Origin of the sequence: Micromonospora sp. NPDC049171, assembly GCF_040648275.1 — a bacterium.
Taxonomy (GTDB): Bacteria; Actinomycetota; Actinomycetes; order Mycobacteriales; family Micromonosporaceae; genus Micromonospora.
Map to the genome: position 1 here is coordinate 99,229 of NZ_JBEZDJ010000015.1, position 15,972 is coordinate 115,200.

Sequence of the window (15,972 nt, forward strand, 5' to 3'; positions counted from 1 at the left end):
CTCCCCCCGCGGGGCGGTCGGTGGCACGGCGGGATCATGCGGCGAGGCCGTCCAGGGCCGGTTGGTGGGACACGCCGAGCGCGGTCTCCACCACCGTGACGAACTGTTCGGCGGCGCGGAGCAGGTCGTCGGCCTCCCGGGCGCTGACCACCCGGGGGATGCCGGCCTCGGCGGCGGCGCGTTTGCTGGCCCCGGCGGCGAAGAACCGGGACCACTCGTCGAGCTCCGGAGCGACGGCGCAGAGGAGGACCCAGACGCTGGTGATCCGGTTGCGCCGACTCGGCGCGGGCCGGGCCCGGGCGGCGAGCAGGGCAGCCGCCGCACGCAGCGCCGCCAGGTGGGCAGCCGCGTAGCGCAGGCCGTCGGGTCGGGTCTGGCCGGCCTCGACCAGCCCGCGTCGGGCCAACGTGAGGAGCTGGGCGGGGGTGCGGTGCGGCAGCACGTGCGCCGGCACCGTCGGTGCCTGGGCCGGGTTGGTCGGCATGGGTGTCTCCTCCACGTGGCCGGGCGTCGCCTCGGCGCATTGGTGCCGCCGACGAGACGCCGAGGTCGGGTGGTGCGGAGGAAGACGCACCGGGTGTGGCCGGCCGGGTGTGGACGCTTCCCCACACCACACCCGGCCGGCGTACCGGCGGGTGCGTCGCCCGCTGCCCGGGGGTCGTGGGCAGCGGGCGACGCTCCTGCCTGTCGGGACCAGGCTCGCGACTGCCCGGAAACCCAGGTGCGGCCCGCGGAGCCACACCGCCCGGAGCTGGCGCCGCGAAACGCCGCGCTCCGGCTGGTTGGAACGGGCGTTCGAGGCAATCGAACACTCGTTCTAACTGCTGCTGACAGTACACCTCCCCACCGACGAAAATGCAACGTGTGACGCGCCGGCCGTGCCAGCCGAGCGAACCGGGCTGAACCCGTCATCGACGAACCGGGAAGAATGGCGACATGCAGTCACACCCGAACGTACGGGCGGTGCAGGACGCGCTCACCGCCGCCGGCACGCTCGACGGCGCCGGTGAGCCCAGCACGATCCGCCTGCTGCCCGACGCGGTGCCCACCGCGGCGGCCGCCGCCGAGGCGCTCGACGTCGAGGTCGGCCAGATCGCCAACTCGTTGGTCTTCGACGCGGACGACACGCCGCTGCTCGTGCTCACCTCCGGCGCGCACCGGGTGGACACCGCCGGCCTGGCCGCGTCGATCGGGGTCACCCGGCTGCGCCGGGCCACCCCGGAGTTCGTCCGGGCGCACACCGGGCAGCCGATCGGCGGGGTCGCCCCACTCGGGCACCCGCACCCGCTGCGCACCCTGGTGGACACGGCGCTGGCGACGTACCCCGAGATCTGGGCCGCGGGTGGCGTGCCGCAGGCGGTCTTCCCGACCACCTACGCCGAGCTGCTGCGGGTCACCGCCGGCAGCCCGGCCGAGGTGGCGTGAGCGAGCGGAGCGGTGGCGTGCGCACGGCGCCGGAGCTGGTCACCCTGCACGTCTGGCGGATCTCCCGCGGCGCGTTGCCCCGGGCGCTGACCCGGATGGCCGTGGACCCGCGCCGGCTGCGGGCCCTGCCCGGCGTCCGGTTCGGCAAGCTGCTGGGCACCGGGACCGGCACCGGCTTCGGGCCGGGTGACGCCGACCTGACCCGGTGGGCGGCGCTGACCGTCTGGGACTCCCCCGCCGCGGCGGCCGGCTTCGACGACTCGCCGGTCGGGCGTGCCTGGGCCCGCATCGCCCGCGCCTCCGCCCGGGTCGACCTGCGTCCGCTGACCAGCCGGGGCGAGTGGTCCGGCCAGCGGCCGTTCGGTGATCCACCGGGAGGCCGGGTCACCGGCCCAGTGCTGGCGCTGACCCGGGCCCGGTTGCGGGTCCGCCGGGCGGCCACCTTCTGGCGGGCGATCCCGCCGGTGGCCGCCGCCCTGCGGGACGCGCCCGGGTTGCTGGCCCGGTTCGGGGTCGGGGAGGCACCGCTGGGTTGGCAGGGCACGGTGAGCGTGTGGCGCGACCCGACAGACCTGGTGGCGTTCGCGTACCGTCACCCGGAGCACCGGGCGGCGATCATGCGAACCTCCACCGCGGGCTGGTACGCCGAGGAGCTGTTCGCCCGGTTCGAGGTGCGCGACGTGGTCGGCGACCGGACGGTGCTCGGATGGGCCGCCGACGGCGGCCCCGAAACGGTGAAGGGTGGACGGGCATGAGGTTGGTGCGCTGGACGCCGGACGATCTGGTCCGGCGGCTGGACGACGTGGTGGCCGTCTACGGCGAGGCGATGGGATACCGCACCGACCTGCTGGAGGCCCGGCGCGGCTACATCGCCACCCACGTCCGCCGGCCGGGTTTCCGGGCGGTCGCCAGCCTGACCAGCGAAGGTCACCTCGCCGGCTTCGGCTACGGCTACCTGGGCGCCTCCGGCCAGTGGTGGCACGACCAGGTGCACCGAGCGCTGGACGCCCCGACCCGGGCCCGCTGGCTCACCCACTGCTTCGAGGTGGTCGAGTTGCACGTCCGGCCACCGGCGCAGGGGCACGGCCTGGGCACCGGCCAACTGCGCGCGCTGCTCGGCATGGCCGAGGGCGACACCACGCTGCTGTCCACCCCGGAGGCCGACGAGCAGACCTCGCGGGCCTGGCGGTTGTACCGGCGGTTCGGCTTCGTCGACGTGCTGCGTAACTTCCACTTCCCCGGTGACGAGCGGCCGTTCGGTGTCCTCGGTCGGGATCTGCCGCTCGAGCCACCGAAGTCATGACCCGGCGGATCTCCTGGACGCTGCTCGCCGTCCTGGTGCTCGCCCAGATCTGCTACCCGCTCACCACCGGCGCCACCCGGGCCGGGCTCACCGTGGCCACCGTCGTGCTCGGGTGGTTGCTCTCGGTGGGCCACGCGCTGCTCAGCCGGGGCCCGCGGGTCGCGGCGGCGCTGGTCGCGGTGGCCACCGGCGGCGGGTTCGCGATCGAGGCGATCGGGGTGGCCACCGGTGTGCCGTTCGGCAGCTACGACTACTCCGGCGAGCTGGGCCCCAAGCTGGCCGGAGTGCCGCTGATCATTCCACTGGCCTGGACCTGGATGGCCTGGCCGGCCTGGCTGGCGGCGGTCCGGCTGACCGGCGGCACCGTGCCGCGCGCCAGCCGCAACGGCGTGCCGACCGGCGACCGCGGCGTGGCTACCGGCAACGGCGGCGTGGCTACCGGCAACGGCGGCGCACCGACCGGCAACGGCGGCGGATCGTGGGCCGGTCGCGGTGGGTCGGCCAAGCTGTGGGTACGGCGGATCGCGCTGGCCACTGTGGGGTTGGCCGCCTGGGACCTCTTCCTCGACCCGCAGATGGTGGCCGAGGGCTACTGGGTCTGGCGGGACGCCACCCCCGCGTTGCCGGGCCTGGCCGGCATCCCGGTCAGCAACTACCTGGGCTGGCTGCTCTTCGCGGTGCTGCTGATGAGCGCGTTGCGCCCGCTGGCCGGGTCGGCCGCCGAGCACACCGACCGGCGCGACGACCCGATGGTCACGCTCTACCTGTGGACGTACTTCTCCAGCATCCTGGCCCACGCGGTCCTCCTCGACCTGCCCGCGTCGGCGCTCTGGGGGGCGGCTGGCATGTCGGTGACCGCCGTCCCGCTGGCGGTGACCCTGCTGCGTGCCCGCCGGGGCCGCGACACCCGCCGGGAGGCCCACCAGCCGCACCGCTCCGGCGTCGACGCGACCCGATGATCGTCCTGCTCGCCCTGCTGGTCGCCGTCGCCGCGTTGACCGGGCACACCTGGCTCAACGCCGCCGGGTGGCTGCGCCGGCCCACGGACCGACCCGACGAGGTCGACGAGCGGGTCACCGTGCTGCTGCCGCTGCGCGACGAGGCCAACCGGGTCACGCCCTGCCTGCGCGCCCTGCTCGCCCAGCGCGGCGTGCCCGGGCTGCGCGTCGTGGTCCTCGACGACGGCTCCACCGACGGCACCGCCGAGGTGGTCCGCGCGGTGGCCGGCGACGACCCCCGGGTCACGCTGCGCACCGGGGTCGCCCCGCCGCCGGGCTGGCTGGGCAAACCGCACGCCTGCTGGCAGTTGGCCACCCGAGCCGACCCGGACGCCACCGCGCTGGTCTTCGTCGACGCCGACGTGGTGCTCGCCCCGCACGCGGTCGCGGCGGCCGTCACCGAGTTGCGCGCCGCCCGCGTGACGCTGCTGTCGCCGTACCCCCGGATCGTGGTGGCGACGGCGGCCGACCGGCTGGTGCAGCCGCTGTTGCAGTGGCTCTGGTTGACGTTCCTGCCGCTGCGCGCGATGGAACGCTCGCCGCGGCCGTCGCTGGCCGCGGCGGGCGGGCAGTTCCTGGTGGTGGACCGGGCCGGCTACACCGCCGCCGGCGGGCACGCCGCGGTCGCCGACAAGATCCTGGAGGACGTCGAGCTGGCCCGGGCGGTCAAGCGGGCCGGCGGCCGGATCGCCCTGGCCGACGGTTCCCGGCTGGCCACCTGCCGGATGTACGACGACTGGCCGCAACTGCGCGACGGGTACGCGAAGTCGCTCTGGGCGTCGTTCGGGCACCCGGGCGCGGCGGCGGTCGTGGTGGCGCTGCTGCTCCTGCTCTACACCGCCCCGCCACTGGTCGCGGTCAGCGCGCTGCTCGCCGGCGCGCCGCGGGTGGCCGCCGTGGCGCTGGCCGGCTACCTGCTGGGGGTGGCCGGACGGGTGCTCACCGCGCGGGCGACCGGAGGCCGGTGGTGGCCCGACGCGCTCGCACACCCCGTGTCGGTCGTGGTCCTCGGTTGGTTGACCCTACGGTCGTACCATCTGCGAAAGCGACGCCGCCTGACCTGGCGGGGCCGCCCGGTCAGCTAGGAGGACGCGGCATGGCGCGGATCGTGGTCGTCGGCGCCGGGGTGGGTGGCCTCGCCACCGCCGCCCGGCTGGCCGCCACCGGGCACCAGGTGACCGTCTTCGAGGCCGCCGACGCGGTCGGTGGCAAGCTCGGCCGGTACGCGCACGACACCCCGGCCGGGTCGTTCCACTTCGACACCGGGCCGAGCCTGCTCACCCTGCCCCAGGTCTTCCACGACCTGTTCGAGGCGACCGGCGCGAAGCTCGACGAATACCTGGACCTGGTCGCACTGGACCCGATCGTCCGGCACGTCTTTCCCGGCGGCGGCCCGACCCTGGACTCGTGCGCCGACCCGGTGGAGTTCACCACCCGGATCGGGGCCGCCCTCGGTGACCGGGCGGCGGCCGACTGGCAACGGCTGTGGCGCCGCGCCGAACGGGTGTGGCGGGCCTCCGAGCGGGACATCCTGCGCCGTACCGTCGACTCCCCCCGCGATCTCGCGTCGCTGGCCTGGCGGCTCGGCGACCTGGCCGCCATCGCCCCGGGCCGCACCCTGCGCGGGCTGGGCCGGGGGCACCTGTCCGACCCGCGGCTGCGGATGCTGCTGGACCGGTACGCCACCTACACCGGCGCCGACCCGCGCCGGGCGCCGGCGGCGTTGGTCGCGGTCCCCTACGCCGAGTTGGCCTTCGGCGGCTGGTACCTGCGCGGTGGGCTGGGCACGCTCGCCGACGCGCTGCTGACCCGCTGCCTGGACCTCGGCGTGGTCGTGCAGACCGACACCACTGTCACCGGGATCGACGCCACCGGCGGCCGGGTGCACGGGGTACGCCTCGCCGGTGTCACCGCCCCGGTGCCCGCCGACGTCGTGGTGGCCAACACCGACGCGCTCACCGTCTACCGTGACCTGCTGCCGCACCCGCGTCGGCTGGCCGGGTTGACCGACCGCAGCCTCGCCGGTTTCGTGCTGCTGCTCGGTGTCGCCGGCAGCACCGGGCTGGCCCACCACACCGTCTTCTTCCCGGACGACTACGACGCGGAGTTCGACGCGGTCTTCGGAAACCCCGGGCGCGGCGTCCGGGCCCGGCCGGCGGTCGACCCGACGGTGTTCGTCACCGTGGCCGACGACCCGATGGTCCGCCCGGCCGGGCACGAGGCGTGGTTCGTGCTTGTCAACGCACCCCGCCACGGCACCGCGGCGGGTGCTGTCGACTGGCGACGGCCGGGGCTGGCCGACGCGTACGCCGATCGGATCCTGGAGGTGCTGGCGGAGCGCGGCGTGGACGTACGCGACCGGCTGCTGTTCCGCGAGATCCGCACCCCGGCCGACCTGGGTGCGGCGACCGGCGCGCCGGGTGGCTCGATCTACGGCACCGCCGGTGGGCTGCTGCGCCCCGCCAACCGGGGCCCGGCGAACGGGCTGTGGCTGGTCGGCGGCTCCACCCACCCGGGCGGCGGGCTGCCGATGGTCACCCTCTCCGCGCAGATCGTCGCCGACGAGATCGGCCCCGCCTGGTAGACCCGGGGTGCCTCAGCCGGCGTCGAGCTGGCCCGGGGTGTGCCTCAGCCGGCGTCGAGCAGGGCGCGGCGGATGGTGGAGAGCAGTTGCCCGAGGCCGAAACCGGCAAGCAGCACCCACACCGCGGCCGCCATGGTGATGGTGCCGGCGGCCAGGTCCGGCTCGATCAGCCCGGCCAGCCCGGCGACCACCAGGCCCGCCAGCGCGACCGAGACCCGGGTGGGGCGTTCCCCCACGGTGACCGCACCGATGTCGCGCATCCCGGCGGCGACCGCCCGGGCCCGCACGTACTCGTGCAGCCAGGACAACGCGCCGCCCGCGACGATCAACGCGCCCGGCGCGCCGACCAGCCAGAACGCCAGCAGCCAGGCCACCTCACCGAGCCGGTCGGCGACCGAGTCGTAGACGTAGCCGAGCCGGGTGGTGCGGCCGGTGGCGACCGCCACCGCGCCGTCCACGCTATCGGCCACGGCGGCGAGCAGCACGAACAACGCGCCCAGGAAGGGCCCGTTGCCCGGCCGGGTCACCAGCAACGGTACGCAGAAACAGAGCAGCACCCCGGCCACGGTGACGGCGGTGGGGCTGACCCGTAGCCGCCCCAGCACGTACCCGAGGTGGTAGGCGAACCGCAGCCAGGCGCGTACCACCGGGGCCGCGACCCGGGGGTCGAACCCGCCGTGCAACCGCGCCCAGGCCGTGGCGTACTGGTCCCAGTTCAGCTGTGTGCCCACCACTGATCAACCGTCGTGCCGGGCATCAGGTAGCGCAGGCTCCGCATTCACACCCGCGCGCCGGCCTTCAGGTTCTGCCAGACCTCGCGGGTCGCGGTGGACCGGTTGAGGGTGATGAAGTGGATTCCCGGCACACCCTCGTCCAGCAGTCGGCGGCACATCTCGCTGGCCTGCTCGACGCCGAGGCGGCGGACGGCCTCCGGGTCGTCGGCGACGCGTTCGAAGCGGGCCGCCAGCGCCGGCGGGAACGGCGCACCGGACAGCTGCACGGACCGCTCGATGGTGCCGATCTGGGTCACCGGCATCACCCCGGCCAGGATCGGGGTGTCGCACCCGGCGGCGGCCACCCGGTCACGCAGCCGCAGGTAGTCGTCGGCCTCGAAGAACATCTGCGTGATCGCGAACTCGGCGCCGGCCCGACACTTGCGGACGAACTGCGCGGTGTCGCTGGCCACGTCCGGCGAGCGGGGGTGCTTGTACGGGAAGGCGGCCACGCCGACACTGAAGTCACCGGCGTCACGCACCAGCCGGACCAGATCCTCGGCGTAGTCGACGCCCTCGGGGTGCGGGACCCACTCGCCGCCCGGGTTGCCGGGCGGGTCACCGCGCACCGCCAGCACGTTGCGCACCCCCACACCGGCGAGCCGGCCGACCACGTGCCGCAGCTCGGCGACCGAGTGGTTGACCGCGGTCAGGTGGGCCATCGGCAGCAGGGTGGTCTCGGTGGCGATGCGCTCGGTCACCGCCACGGTGGTGTCCCGGGTCGAGCCGCCCGCGCCGTAGGTGATCGACACGAACGACGGGCGCAGCGACTCCAATTCGCGGATGGCCTGCCAGAGCAGCCGCTCCCCCGCCTCCGTCTTCGGCGGGAAGAACTCGAACGAGAAGGTCGGCTGGCGCTCACGAATGAGCTCCCCGATCGCCGGCTGCGGATTGGGGAGTACCGAGGGAAGACCGAGCGCCACGACCCGACTCTAGCGGGCGACGCCACCACGGCCCAGGCGCTTTCCGCCTCGGGGTCCGATACCGCCTGCCGGTCCGGTCCCGGCGGGCGGAAGGCGTCGTACCCCCGAGGTAGGAATGGGTGGCGTGGGAGGGGCGACGGGGGCGGCGCCCGGGGTCCCGCGCGGGGGTCAGCAACCACGCGGTGACGCCGGTCCCGTCCGGTCGGGCGGGTGGGCCGTCACCGCGCCGACGCCCGCCAGGAGGACGCATGACCCCGCCTCGATCGCCGCGCCCGGCGCAGCTCGGCCCGCTGCTGGCCCGGTGCCGGCTGGCCCGTGGCTGGAGCCAACAACGCACCGCCGCCGAGTTGTGCGCCGCCGCCGGGGTGCCGACCCTGAGCCGGCACGAGGTGTCCCGGTGGGAGCGGCAGCGTCGTGTTCCCGGCGCGTTCTGGCTCGGCTGGCTCGCCGTCGTCCTGGACGTGCCGCTGGTGACCCTCGCCGAGGCCGCCGCGGCCACCCGCCGCACCGGCTCGACGCGGGCCCCCGGACCGGGCCGCACGGCGGTGGCCGGTGTGCGACCGGCGGGGCGCAGCGGCCCCGGTCGCACCGACGGGACTACGCGTGGCGGTAGGGCGCGGAGCGCGGCGACCCGCTAGCGTCGGTGCGTGACCCACGCTGCCCCCGTCTCACCCGTCGACCGTGCCGGCCTACGGCAGCGGGTCGACAAAGCCCTCACCGAGTTCCTGATCGGCCAACGGGTGCGGCTCGCCGCCGTGGATGACGCCCTGGCCCCGGTGGCCGAGGCGATCGAGGCTTTCGTGCTCGGCGGCGGCAAGCGACTACGCCCGGCCTTCGCGTACTGGGGGTTTCGGGGCGCGGGCGGGCTCGACGGCGACCAGGTGCTCACCGCCCTGGCCGCGCTGGAGTTCGTCCAGGCCAGCGCCCTGATCCATGACGACCTGATGGACCGCTCCGACACCCGACGCGGCGAGCCCGCGGTGCACCGGCGGTTCGCCGCGCGGCACCGGGCGGCCGGCTGGGGCGGTGACCCGGACGGCTTCGGCGACGCCGCGGCCATCCTGCTCGGCGACCTCTGCCTGGTCTGGTCCGACGAGCTGCTGCACTCCGCGGGGCTGGACCTGTGGTCGTTGGCCCGGGCCCGGCCGGTCTTCGACGAGATGCGCACCGAGGTCACCGTCGGGCAATACCTCGACGTGCTGACCCAGGTCACCGGCGACACCTCGGTGGAACGGGCCAGCAAGGTCGCCCGGTACAAGTCGGCGAAGTACACGGTCGAGCGTCCGATGCTGTTCGGCGCCGCGCTGGCCGACGCGACGGCCGACGTACGGGCGACCTACTCGGCGTACGGGCTGCCGCTGGGCGAGGCGTTCCAACTCCGCGACGACGTGCTGGGTGTCTTCGGTGACCCGGCGCTGACCGGCAAGCCGGCCGGGGACGACCTACGTGAGGGCAAGCGCACCTACCTGGTGGCGGCGGCCGTGGAGACCACCGACGACGCGGGCCGCGAGCTGCTGCTCAGCCAGCTCGGCAACCCGGAGTTGGACGAGCGGGGGGTGGCTCGGCTGCGTGAGCTGATCTCCGCGAGCGGGGCGTTGGCCCGCACCGAGCAGCGGATCGTCACGCTCACCGACACCGCGCTGGCCGCGCTGACAAACGTCGACCTGGACACCGAGGCCCGCCAAGCCCTCGTCGACCTGGCCATAGCCGCAACCCGCCGAGCCGACTAACCCCGCCCCGCGCCCCGCGCCCCTTCCGCGCGTTGATCCTTCCGCGCGTTGATCCTTCCGCGCGTTGATCCTTCCGCGCGTTGATCATGGAGTTATTGCCAGCCCGCTCGGCGTGTCGTGGCAATAACTCCATGATCAACCCGGGTGGGGTGGGGGTTAGAAGCCTAGGGCTTGGGCTCGGCGTTTTACTTCGCGGGCCTGGTCGCCGGAGAGGGCGGCTGCCGGGGTGTTGCCGGGGAGGGTCTCGTCCGGCTCGTACAGCCAGCGCAGGGCGGCCTCGTCGTCGTAGCCGTTGTCGGTGAGCAGGTTGAGCACGCCGGGCAGGTGCTTGAGCACGACCTGGTTGGCAACCAGGTCCGCCGGGATCCGGCGGACGCCGTCGCGGCGGACCGCCAGCAACTCCCGGTCACGGATCATCTGGTGCACCTTGCTGATCGACACGTCGAGGCGCTCGGCGACGTCGGGCAGGGTCAGCCAGCCGGCCGGGTCGGCGGGGCCGGCGAGCTCCAGGCTGGGCACGGCCTGGTCGGGTACGGGTTCGGTCACCCGACCACCCTGCCACGCCACCGTCGCGACGGGCCACCGGCACCCCGAGCGACCGCTCTCGTGGCGCCGCTGACCTGCGGGTGCGGGGACGAGGAGCGCGGCGGGACTGACCCGTTCGGCGCCCGGCTGTAGCATCCTGTTCAACCTTCACCCCCTGGACACATAGACTGCCTGCCGATGGACACTCAGGTCGCCGACACGTTGCTGGGCTCGCTGATCGACGGGCGCTACCGCATCCGCGGTCGCGTGGCCCGTGGTGGCATGGCGACCGTGTACACCGCCACCGACGAACGCCTTGAGCGCACCGTCGCTGTCAAGATCATTCATCCGACCCAGGCGCCCGAGGCGCAGGCCCGGATCGCCAACTTCGTGGCCCGGTTCACCGACGAGGCGAAGACCATCGCGCGGCTGACCCACCCGAACGTGGTGGCGGTCTACGACCAGGGCACGCACGCCGGCCTGCCGTACCTGGTAATGGAGTACGTGCGCGGTCGCACGCTGCGTGACGTGCTGGCCGAGCGGCGCCGGCTCAACCCGGACGAGGCGCTGGCCATCATCGAGCAGATGCTCGCCGCGATCGCCGCCGCGCACCGGTCCGGGCTGGTGCACCGCGACGTCAAGCCGGAAAACGTGCTGGTCGCCGAGGCGCCCACCGGTGGTGTCGCCAATCTGGTCGACAGCGTCGTCAAGGTGGCCGACTTCGGTCTGGCCCGGGCGGTCGAGGCGAGCGCCGACGAGGAGCAGGGCAACCAACTGATGGCCACCGTGGCGTACGTCGCCCCGGAGCTGGTCACCGAGGGCCGAGCCGATCCCCGTACCGACGTCTACTCGGCCGGCATCGTGCTGTTCGAGATGCTCACCGGCCGCGTGCCGTACGACGGGGACCGCCCGGTGGACGTCGCCTGGCAGCACGTCGACCGGGACGTACCGGCACCCTCGATGCTGGTGCCCGGCCTGCCACCGGTCCTCGACGACCTGGTGCAGCGGGCCACTCGGCGCGATCCGGCGGCCCGGCCCGCCGACGCCGGCGCCCTGCTGACCGAGGTGCAGGTCGCCCGGGATCGCCTCGGTGACGCCAACACCCGCACCGCCGTGCTCCGCGCGGTGACCGACGATGCGCCACTCTCTCAGCCGACCATGGTGGTCGCGACGGTCCGACCGACCGACCGCCCGGCCTGGGCGCGGCTGCCCGAGGGCGCCAGCCAGGGGCCGGGGCGACGACGGGCCGCCCCGGCGCCCGCGGAGGGTCTCGGGTCCCGGCTCGCGGCGCTGCGCGGCACACTGCTGGCGAGCCCACGCGGCCGGTTGGCCGTCGCGGCCGTGGTGGTGACGCTGGGCCTGGTGGCCGCGATCGGGGGCTGGTGGTTCGGCGTCGGCCGTTACACGGATGCCCCGCAACTGGTGAGTTTGAGCAAGGCCGAGGCGCAGGCGCAGGCCACCCGCGCCGGGCTCACCCTGAAGTACGGCGAGCCGCGCTTCGACGAGAAGGCCCCGAAGGACAGCGTGCTGGGGCAGAGCCCGGCATCCGCCAGCAGGATCGTCAAGGGTGGCACGATCACCCTGACCCTCTCCCTCGGCCCGGAGCGCTTCCCCGTGCCGGACGTAATCGGCAAGGAGTTCGAGCTCGCCGAGGCGGACCTGCTCAACGTGAAGCTGGTGGTGGCCAAGGGTGCCGCCCGCTACGACGACAGCCTGCCGGCCGGGGTCGTACTGGACACCTCCCCCAAGGTGGGCAGCGAGGTCAAACCCGGCGCGAAGATCACCCTCATTCTGAGCCGGGGCAGGGCGCCGGTGACGGTGCCGAACCTGGTCGGTAAGAACCTCAACGACGCTCGGGCCGCCCTGGCCCAGCTCAACCTGGTGCTGGTGGAGACCTACAAGGACTCCGACAAGCCCAAGGACGAGATCCTCGGGCAGAGCCCGGCCGACGGTGCCGGCGTGGAGAAGGGCACCCAGGTCAAGTTGGACGTCAGCAAGGGCCCGGCGGCGATCGTCATGCCCCGGGTGATCGACCTGCCCTGCCAGCAGGCCAAGCAGGCCCTGGAGGGCCAGGGCTTCCCGGTGACGGTGGCACTCAACCCGAACGCCACGGTCCGGATCCAGGCCCCCGGTGAGAATTCGCAGGTGCCGCCGGGCACCCCGGTCGTCATCACGTGCTTCTGATGTCGACTGTCACCTCCCGCCCGGTGGGCGCGCACACCCCGACCTCCGGAGGGCTGGCGAAGGCGGCCCTGCCGTACGCCGACGCGACAGGCGCCCAGGTGGTGCAGGTCTACGTCGCCAACTCCCGGGGTTGGGCGCTGCCCAGCGGCGACCCGACCCAGGACGCCCTGTTCCGCGACGGCTGCGCCGAGCGGGGCATTCCGGCGTTCATCCACGCCTCGCTGCTGGTCAACCTCGGCTCGCCCACCCCGGCCACGGTCGAGAAGTCGGCGCAGACACTGGCCCACGCCCTTCGTCGGGGCGTGGCGATCGGCGCTCAGGCGGTGGTGTTCCACGCGGGTAGCTCGGTCGACGAGGCGTACGCCGAGGAGGCGATGCGACAGGTCCGCCGGGAGTTGCTGCCGATGCTCGACTGGGCCGCCGACGCCGGCGGGCCGATGTTGCTTGTCGAGCCGAGCGCCGGCGGTGGCCGGTCACTGGCCTCCCGCGTGGAGCAGCTCGGTCCCTACCTGGACGCGGTGGACCGACACCCCATGCTCGGGGTCTGCTTCGACACCTGCCACGCCTGGGCGGCGGGGCATGACCTGGCGGCCGAGGGTGGCATGACGGCGACCCTGGACACCCTGGTGGCCACGGTCGGTGCGGACCGGCTGCGGCTGGTCCACGCCAACGACTCGAAGGATCTGTGCGGCTCCACCCGGGATCGGCACGAGAACATCGGCAAGGGCACCATCGGCGAGCCCGCCTTCGCCGAGCTGATGGCGCACCCCGCCACCGCCGGCGTCCCGATAGTGGTGGAAACCCCGAGCGAGAAAACCCTCGGCCACGCCGCCGACATAACAACCCTAACCCGCCTAACCCCCTAACCCCACCCCACCCCACCCCACCCCACCCCACCCCACCCCACTCGCCCCGGTGATCATGGAGTTATAGCCACGACACGCCGATCCGAGCGGCAATAACCCATGATCAACAAGGGTGGGCGGGGGGCGGGGGCGGGGGGCGGGGGGGGTTAGGCTGCGGCGAGGATGTGGGGTAGGGCTGCGCGGGCGTGGTCGATGCCGGCGTCGTCTAGGCCCAGGTGGGTGACCAGGCGGGCGGTACGGGGGCCGAGCACCGAGACCAGCACACCCTCGGCCCGCGCGGCGGCGGCCAGGGCACGCGCGTCCAGTGCGTGCTTCGTCAGGTCCAACGCGACAAGGTTGGTACGCACCGGAGCGGCGAGCACCCCGAACGGCGCGACGGCCTCGGCGAGCCGGGCCGCCCTGGCGTGGTCGTCGGCCAGCCGGTCGATGTGGTGCGCGAGCGCGTACCGGCCGGCGGCGGCGAGGATGCCGACCTGACGCATGCCACCGCCCATCCGCTTACGGATCAGCCGGGCCCGTTCGATCTTCTCCGCGCTGCCCACCACCAGCGAGCCAACCGGTGCGCCGAGGCCCTTGGAGAGACACACCGACAGCGTGTCGAAGAGCCGGCCGTACTCGATCAGGGGCACCCCGTCGGCGACGTGCGCGTGCCAGATCCGCGCGCCGTCGCAGTGCATCGCGACACCCGCGTCGTCGGCGACTCCCCGCAACTCCCGCAGGGTGGCCAGCGGAATCACCCCGCCACCACGGCTGTAGGTCTGCTCGACGGCGATCGCACGGGTGGGGACGGCGAAGTAACCGTCCGGCCGGATCATCCGGGCCACCTGCTCCGGGTCGATGTCCGCGCCGACCGCCGGCCAGGTCCGCGAGGAAATCCCGCCGTACGCGGCCGCGGCGCCGATCTCGTACGTGACCACGTGCGCGTCGGCGTCGGCCAGCAACTCGTCGCCGGGCGACACCAACAGCTGCAGGGCGATCTGATTGGCCATCGACCCGCTCGGGGCGAACAGCGCCGCCTCGTGCCCGAACAGCGCGGCGACCTCGGCCTCCAGCGCGTTGACGCTCGGGTCCTCGCCGTAGACGTCGTCACCGACCTCGGCGGTGGCCATCGCCTCCCGCATCCCGGCGGTGGGTCGGGTGACCGTGTCCGACCGCAGGTCCACAAAATCAGCCACTGCTCTTCCCCCGGCCGCCGACCGCGAGGCTCGCCAGCTCACCCCTGGCGTCAGCCACGGAGCATTTCCGCCACCAGGAAGGCCAGCTCCAGCGACTGCTGGGTGTTCAGTCGCGGGTCGCAGGCGGTCTCGTACCGGTCGGGCAGGTCGAGGTCCTCGATGCCCTGGGCGCCGCCGAGGCACTCGGTGACGTCCTCGCCGGTCAACTCGACGTGCAGGCCACCGGGGTGGGTGTCCAGACCTCGGTGCACCTCGAAGTAGCCGAGCACCTCGTCGACGATGCGGTCGAAGTGGCGGGTCTTGTAGCCGTTCGACGACTCGTGCGTGTTGCCGTGCATCGGGTCGCACTGCCAGACCACCTTGGCCCCGGCGGCGGTGACCTTGGCGACGATCGGCGGCAGGGCGTCGCGCACCCGGTGGTTGCCCATCCGGCTGATCAGGGTGAGCCGACCGGGGATGTTGTCCGGGTTGAGCTTCTCGCACAGCTCGATCGCCTCGTCCGGGGACGTGGTCGGGCCGAGCTTGACGCCGATCGGGTTGGCGATGCGGGAGATGAAGTCGATGTGCGCGCCGCTGATCTGCCGGGTGCGCTCGCCGATCCAGAGGAAGTGCCCGGAGAGCCCGTACGCCCGGCGGTCGGAGACCCGGGTGAGCGCCCGGTCGTACTCCAGGGCGAGGGCCTCGTGGGAGCAGTAGAGCGTGACAGTTCGCAGCGCCTCGTCGTCGGTCATCCCGCAGGCCCGGATGAAGGCCAGCGCCCGGTCGATCTCCCGGGCGATCGCCTCGTAGCGCTCCCCCGCCGGGGAGTTCTTCACGAAGCCCTTGTTCCAGTCGTGCACTGCGTGCAGGTCGGCGAGCCCACCGGCGAGGTACGCCCGGAGCATGTTCATCGCCGCCGCCGAGTTGGCGTACGCCCGGATCATGCGTTGCGGGTCGGCGACCCGGGCGGCCGGGTCGGCCTCCAGCGAGTTGATCATGTCGCCGCGGTAGGCGGGCAGGCCGCGGGCGTCGGTGGGCAGTGAGCGGGGCTTGGTGTACTGCCCGGCCACCCGGGCGACCTTGACCACCGGCAGGGACGCGCCGTAGGTGAGCACGATCGCCATCTGGAGCAGGGTGCGGGCGTTGGCCAGCAGGTGGCTCTCGGTGTTGTCGACGAACGTCTCGGCGCAGTCCCCGCCCTGGAGCAGGAACGCCTTGCCCTCGCAGACCAGGGCGAGCTTCTGCCGGAGCTGGTCCACCTCGTAGGGTGCGACGACCGACGGCACGGTGTCGAGGACCTTGCAGACCGCCGCGACGGCGGCCGGGTCGGACCACGGTGGGACCTGCTCACGGGGCAGTTCCCGCCAGCGGTCCAGGCCGAGCGCGGCGTCCTCCGCGGAGTCGACTGTCGGTCGGCTGGTCTGCAGGCCCGGGCTACTCACCGCGGGATGGCTCAGCTGATGCCACTCATGGCGCATGACAGAAAGCGTACGGCGACGGTTGGGGC

At 73.7% G+C, this 15,972-nt stretch carries 16 protein-coding genes; 10 read left to right on the top strand and 6 right to left on the bottom strand.

Annotation, left to right across the window (positions count from 1 at the left end; all coding sequences use genetic code 11):
• Positions 1-34 precede the first annotated feature (34 nt).
• Positions 35-484: an SAV_6107 family HEPN domain-containing protein gene (locus AB0B14_RS20020; RefSeq protein ID WP_357069494.1), complete on the bottom strand. Its 450-nt coding sequence runs from the start codon at positions 482-484 to the stop codon at positions 35-37.
• Positions 485-936: 452 nt separating this feature from the next.
• On the opposite strand from AB0B14_RS20020, the gene AB0B14_RS20025 reads away from it, so the two are divergent.
• From AB0B14_RS20025 to crtI, 6 genes are read left to right on the top strand one after another with little or no spacing between them, the layout of a single operon-like run.
• The gene (locus tag AB0B14_RS20025) at positions 937-1,425 is read left to right on the top strand and encodes a YbaK/EbsC family protein (RefSeq protein ID WP_357069492.1); all 489 of its coding nucleotides are present in this window, start codon (positions 937-939) and stop codon (positions 1,423-1,425) included.
• Positions 1,422-2,180, top strand: coding sequence for a monooxygenase (locus AB0B14_RS20030; RefSeq protein WP_357523459.1), 759 nt, complete (start codon positions 1,422-1,424; stop codon positions 2,178-2,180). The genes AB0B14_RS20025 and AB0B14_RS20030 overlap by 4 nt, the downstream gene beginning before the upstream one ends.
• Positions 2,177-2,728 (top strand): GNAT family N-acetyltransferase, encoded by a 552-nt coding sequence (locus AB0B14_RS20035; protein ID WP_357069488.1) that lies wholly within the window; start codon positions 2,177-2,179, stop codon positions 2,726-2,728. The genes AB0B14_RS20030 and AB0B14_RS20035 overlap by 4 nt, the downstream gene beginning before the upstream one ends.
• Positions 2,725-3,687, top strand: a complete 963-nt coding sequence (locus AB0B14_RS20040) for a carotenoid biosynthesis protein (protein ID WP_357523461.1) — start codon at positions 2,725-2,727, stop codon at positions 3,685-3,687. The genes AB0B14_RS20035 and AB0B14_RS20040 overlap by 4 nt, the downstream gene beginning before the upstream one ends.
• Complete coding sequence (locus AB0B14_RS20045) at positions 3,684-4,811, top strand: glycosyltransferase family 2 protein (RefSeq protein ID WP_357523463.1); 1,128 nt, start codon at positions 3,684-3,686, stop codon at positions 4,809-4,811. The genes AB0B14_RS20040 and AB0B14_RS20045 overlap by 4 nt, the downstream gene beginning before the upstream one ends.
• Before the next feature lie 11 nt (positions 4,812-4,822).
• The gene (crtI, locus tag AB0B14_RS20050) at positions 4,823-6,310 is read left to right on the top strand and encodes a phytoene desaturase family protein (protein ID WP_357523465.1); all 1,488 of its coding nucleotides are present in this window, start codon (positions 4,823-4,825) and stop codon (positions 6,308-6,310) included.
• Between the two features lie 44 nt (positions 6,311-6,354).
• On the opposite strand, the gene AB0B14_RS20055 is transcribed toward crtI, so the two are convergent.
• Both AB0B14_RS20055 and metF read right to left on the bottom strand, forming a co-directional pair.
• The gene (locus AB0B14_RS20055; RefSeq protein WP_357523467.1) at positions 6,355-7,044 is read right to left on the bottom strand and encodes a CDP-alcohol phosphatidyltransferase family protein; all 690 of its coding nucleotides are present in this window, start codon (positions 7,042-7,044) and stop codon (positions 6,355-6,357) included.
• Between the two features lie 44 nt (positions 7,045-7,088).
• Positions 7,089-8,006, bottom strand: coding sequence for a methylenetetrahydrofolate reductase [NAD(P)H] (metF, locus tag AB0B14_RS20060; protein WP_357069478.1), 918 nt, complete (start codon positions 8,004-8,006; stop codon positions 7,089-7,091).
• A 248-nt stretch (positions 8,007-8,254) separates the two neighbouring features.
• Here metF and AB0B14_RS20065 point away from each other — a divergent pair, with 248 nt between their 5' ends.
• Both AB0B14_RS20065 and AB0B14_RS20070 read left to right on the top strand, forming a co-directional pair.
• Positions 8,255-8,644 (top strand): helix-turn-helix transcriptional regulator, encoded by a 390-nt coding sequence (locus AB0B14_RS20065; RefSeq protein ID WP_357069477.1) that lies wholly within the window; start codon positions 8,255-8,257, stop codon positions 8,642-8,644.
• A gap of 9 nt (positions 8,645-8,653) precedes the next feature.
• A complete protein-coding gene (locus AB0B14_RS20070; RefSeq protein WP_357069475.1) occupies positions 8,654-9,736 on the top strand; it encodes a polyprenyl synthetase family protein in 1,083 nt (360 codons plus the stop codon).
• 156 nt (positions 9,737-9,892) lie between these two features.
• Here the strand turns inward: AB0B14_RS20070 and AB0B14_RS20075 are convergent, their stop codons facing one another.
• Complete coding sequence (locus AB0B14_RS20075; RefSeq protein WP_357069473.1) at positions 9,893-10,282, bottom strand: Rv2175c family DNA-binding protein; 390 nt, start codon at positions 10,280-10,282, stop codon at positions 9,893-9,895.
• A gap of 177 nt (positions 10,283-10,459) precedes the next feature.
• On the opposite strand from AB0B14_RS20075, the gene pknB reads away from it, so the two are divergent.
• Both pknB and AB0B14_RS20085 read left to right on the top strand, forming a co-directional pair.
• Positions 10,460-12,445, top strand: a complete 1,986-nt coding sequence (gene pknB, locus AB0B14_RS20080; RefSeq protein ID WP_357069471.1) for a Stk1 family PASTA domain-containing Ser/Thr kinase — start codon at positions 10,460-10,462, stop codon at positions 12,443-12,445.
• Positions 12,445-13,311 carry a deoxyribonuclease IV gene (locus AB0B14_RS20085; RefSeq protein ID WP_357523469.1) on the top strand — a complete coding sequence of 289 codons (867 nt, stop codon included), beginning with the start codon at positions 12,445-12,447 and terminating at the stop codon, positions 13,309-13,311. Before pknB ends, AB0B14_RS20085 begins: the two co-directional genes overlap by 1 nt.
• Before the next feature lie 146 nt (positions 13,312-13,457).
• On the opposite strand, the gene AB0B14_RS20090 is transcribed toward AB0B14_RS20085, so the two are convergent.
• Both AB0B14_RS20090 and AB0B14_RS20095 read right to left on the bottom strand, forming a co-directional pair.
• Positions 13,458-14,486 (bottom strand): GntG family PLP-dependent aldolase, encoded by a 1,029-nt coding sequence (locus AB0B14_RS20090; RefSeq protein WP_357523471.1) that lies wholly within the window; start codon positions 14,484-14,486, stop codon positions 13,458-13,460.
• 50 nt (positions 14,487-14,536) lie between these two features.
• Positions 14,537-15,943 (bottom strand): class II 3-deoxy-7-phosphoheptulonate synthase, encoded by a 1,407-nt coding sequence (locus tag AB0B14_RS20095; RefSeq protein ID WP_124853452.1) that lies wholly within the window; start codon positions 15,941-15,943, stop codon positions 14,537-14,539.
• Positions 15,944-15,972: the final 29 nt, after the last annotated feature.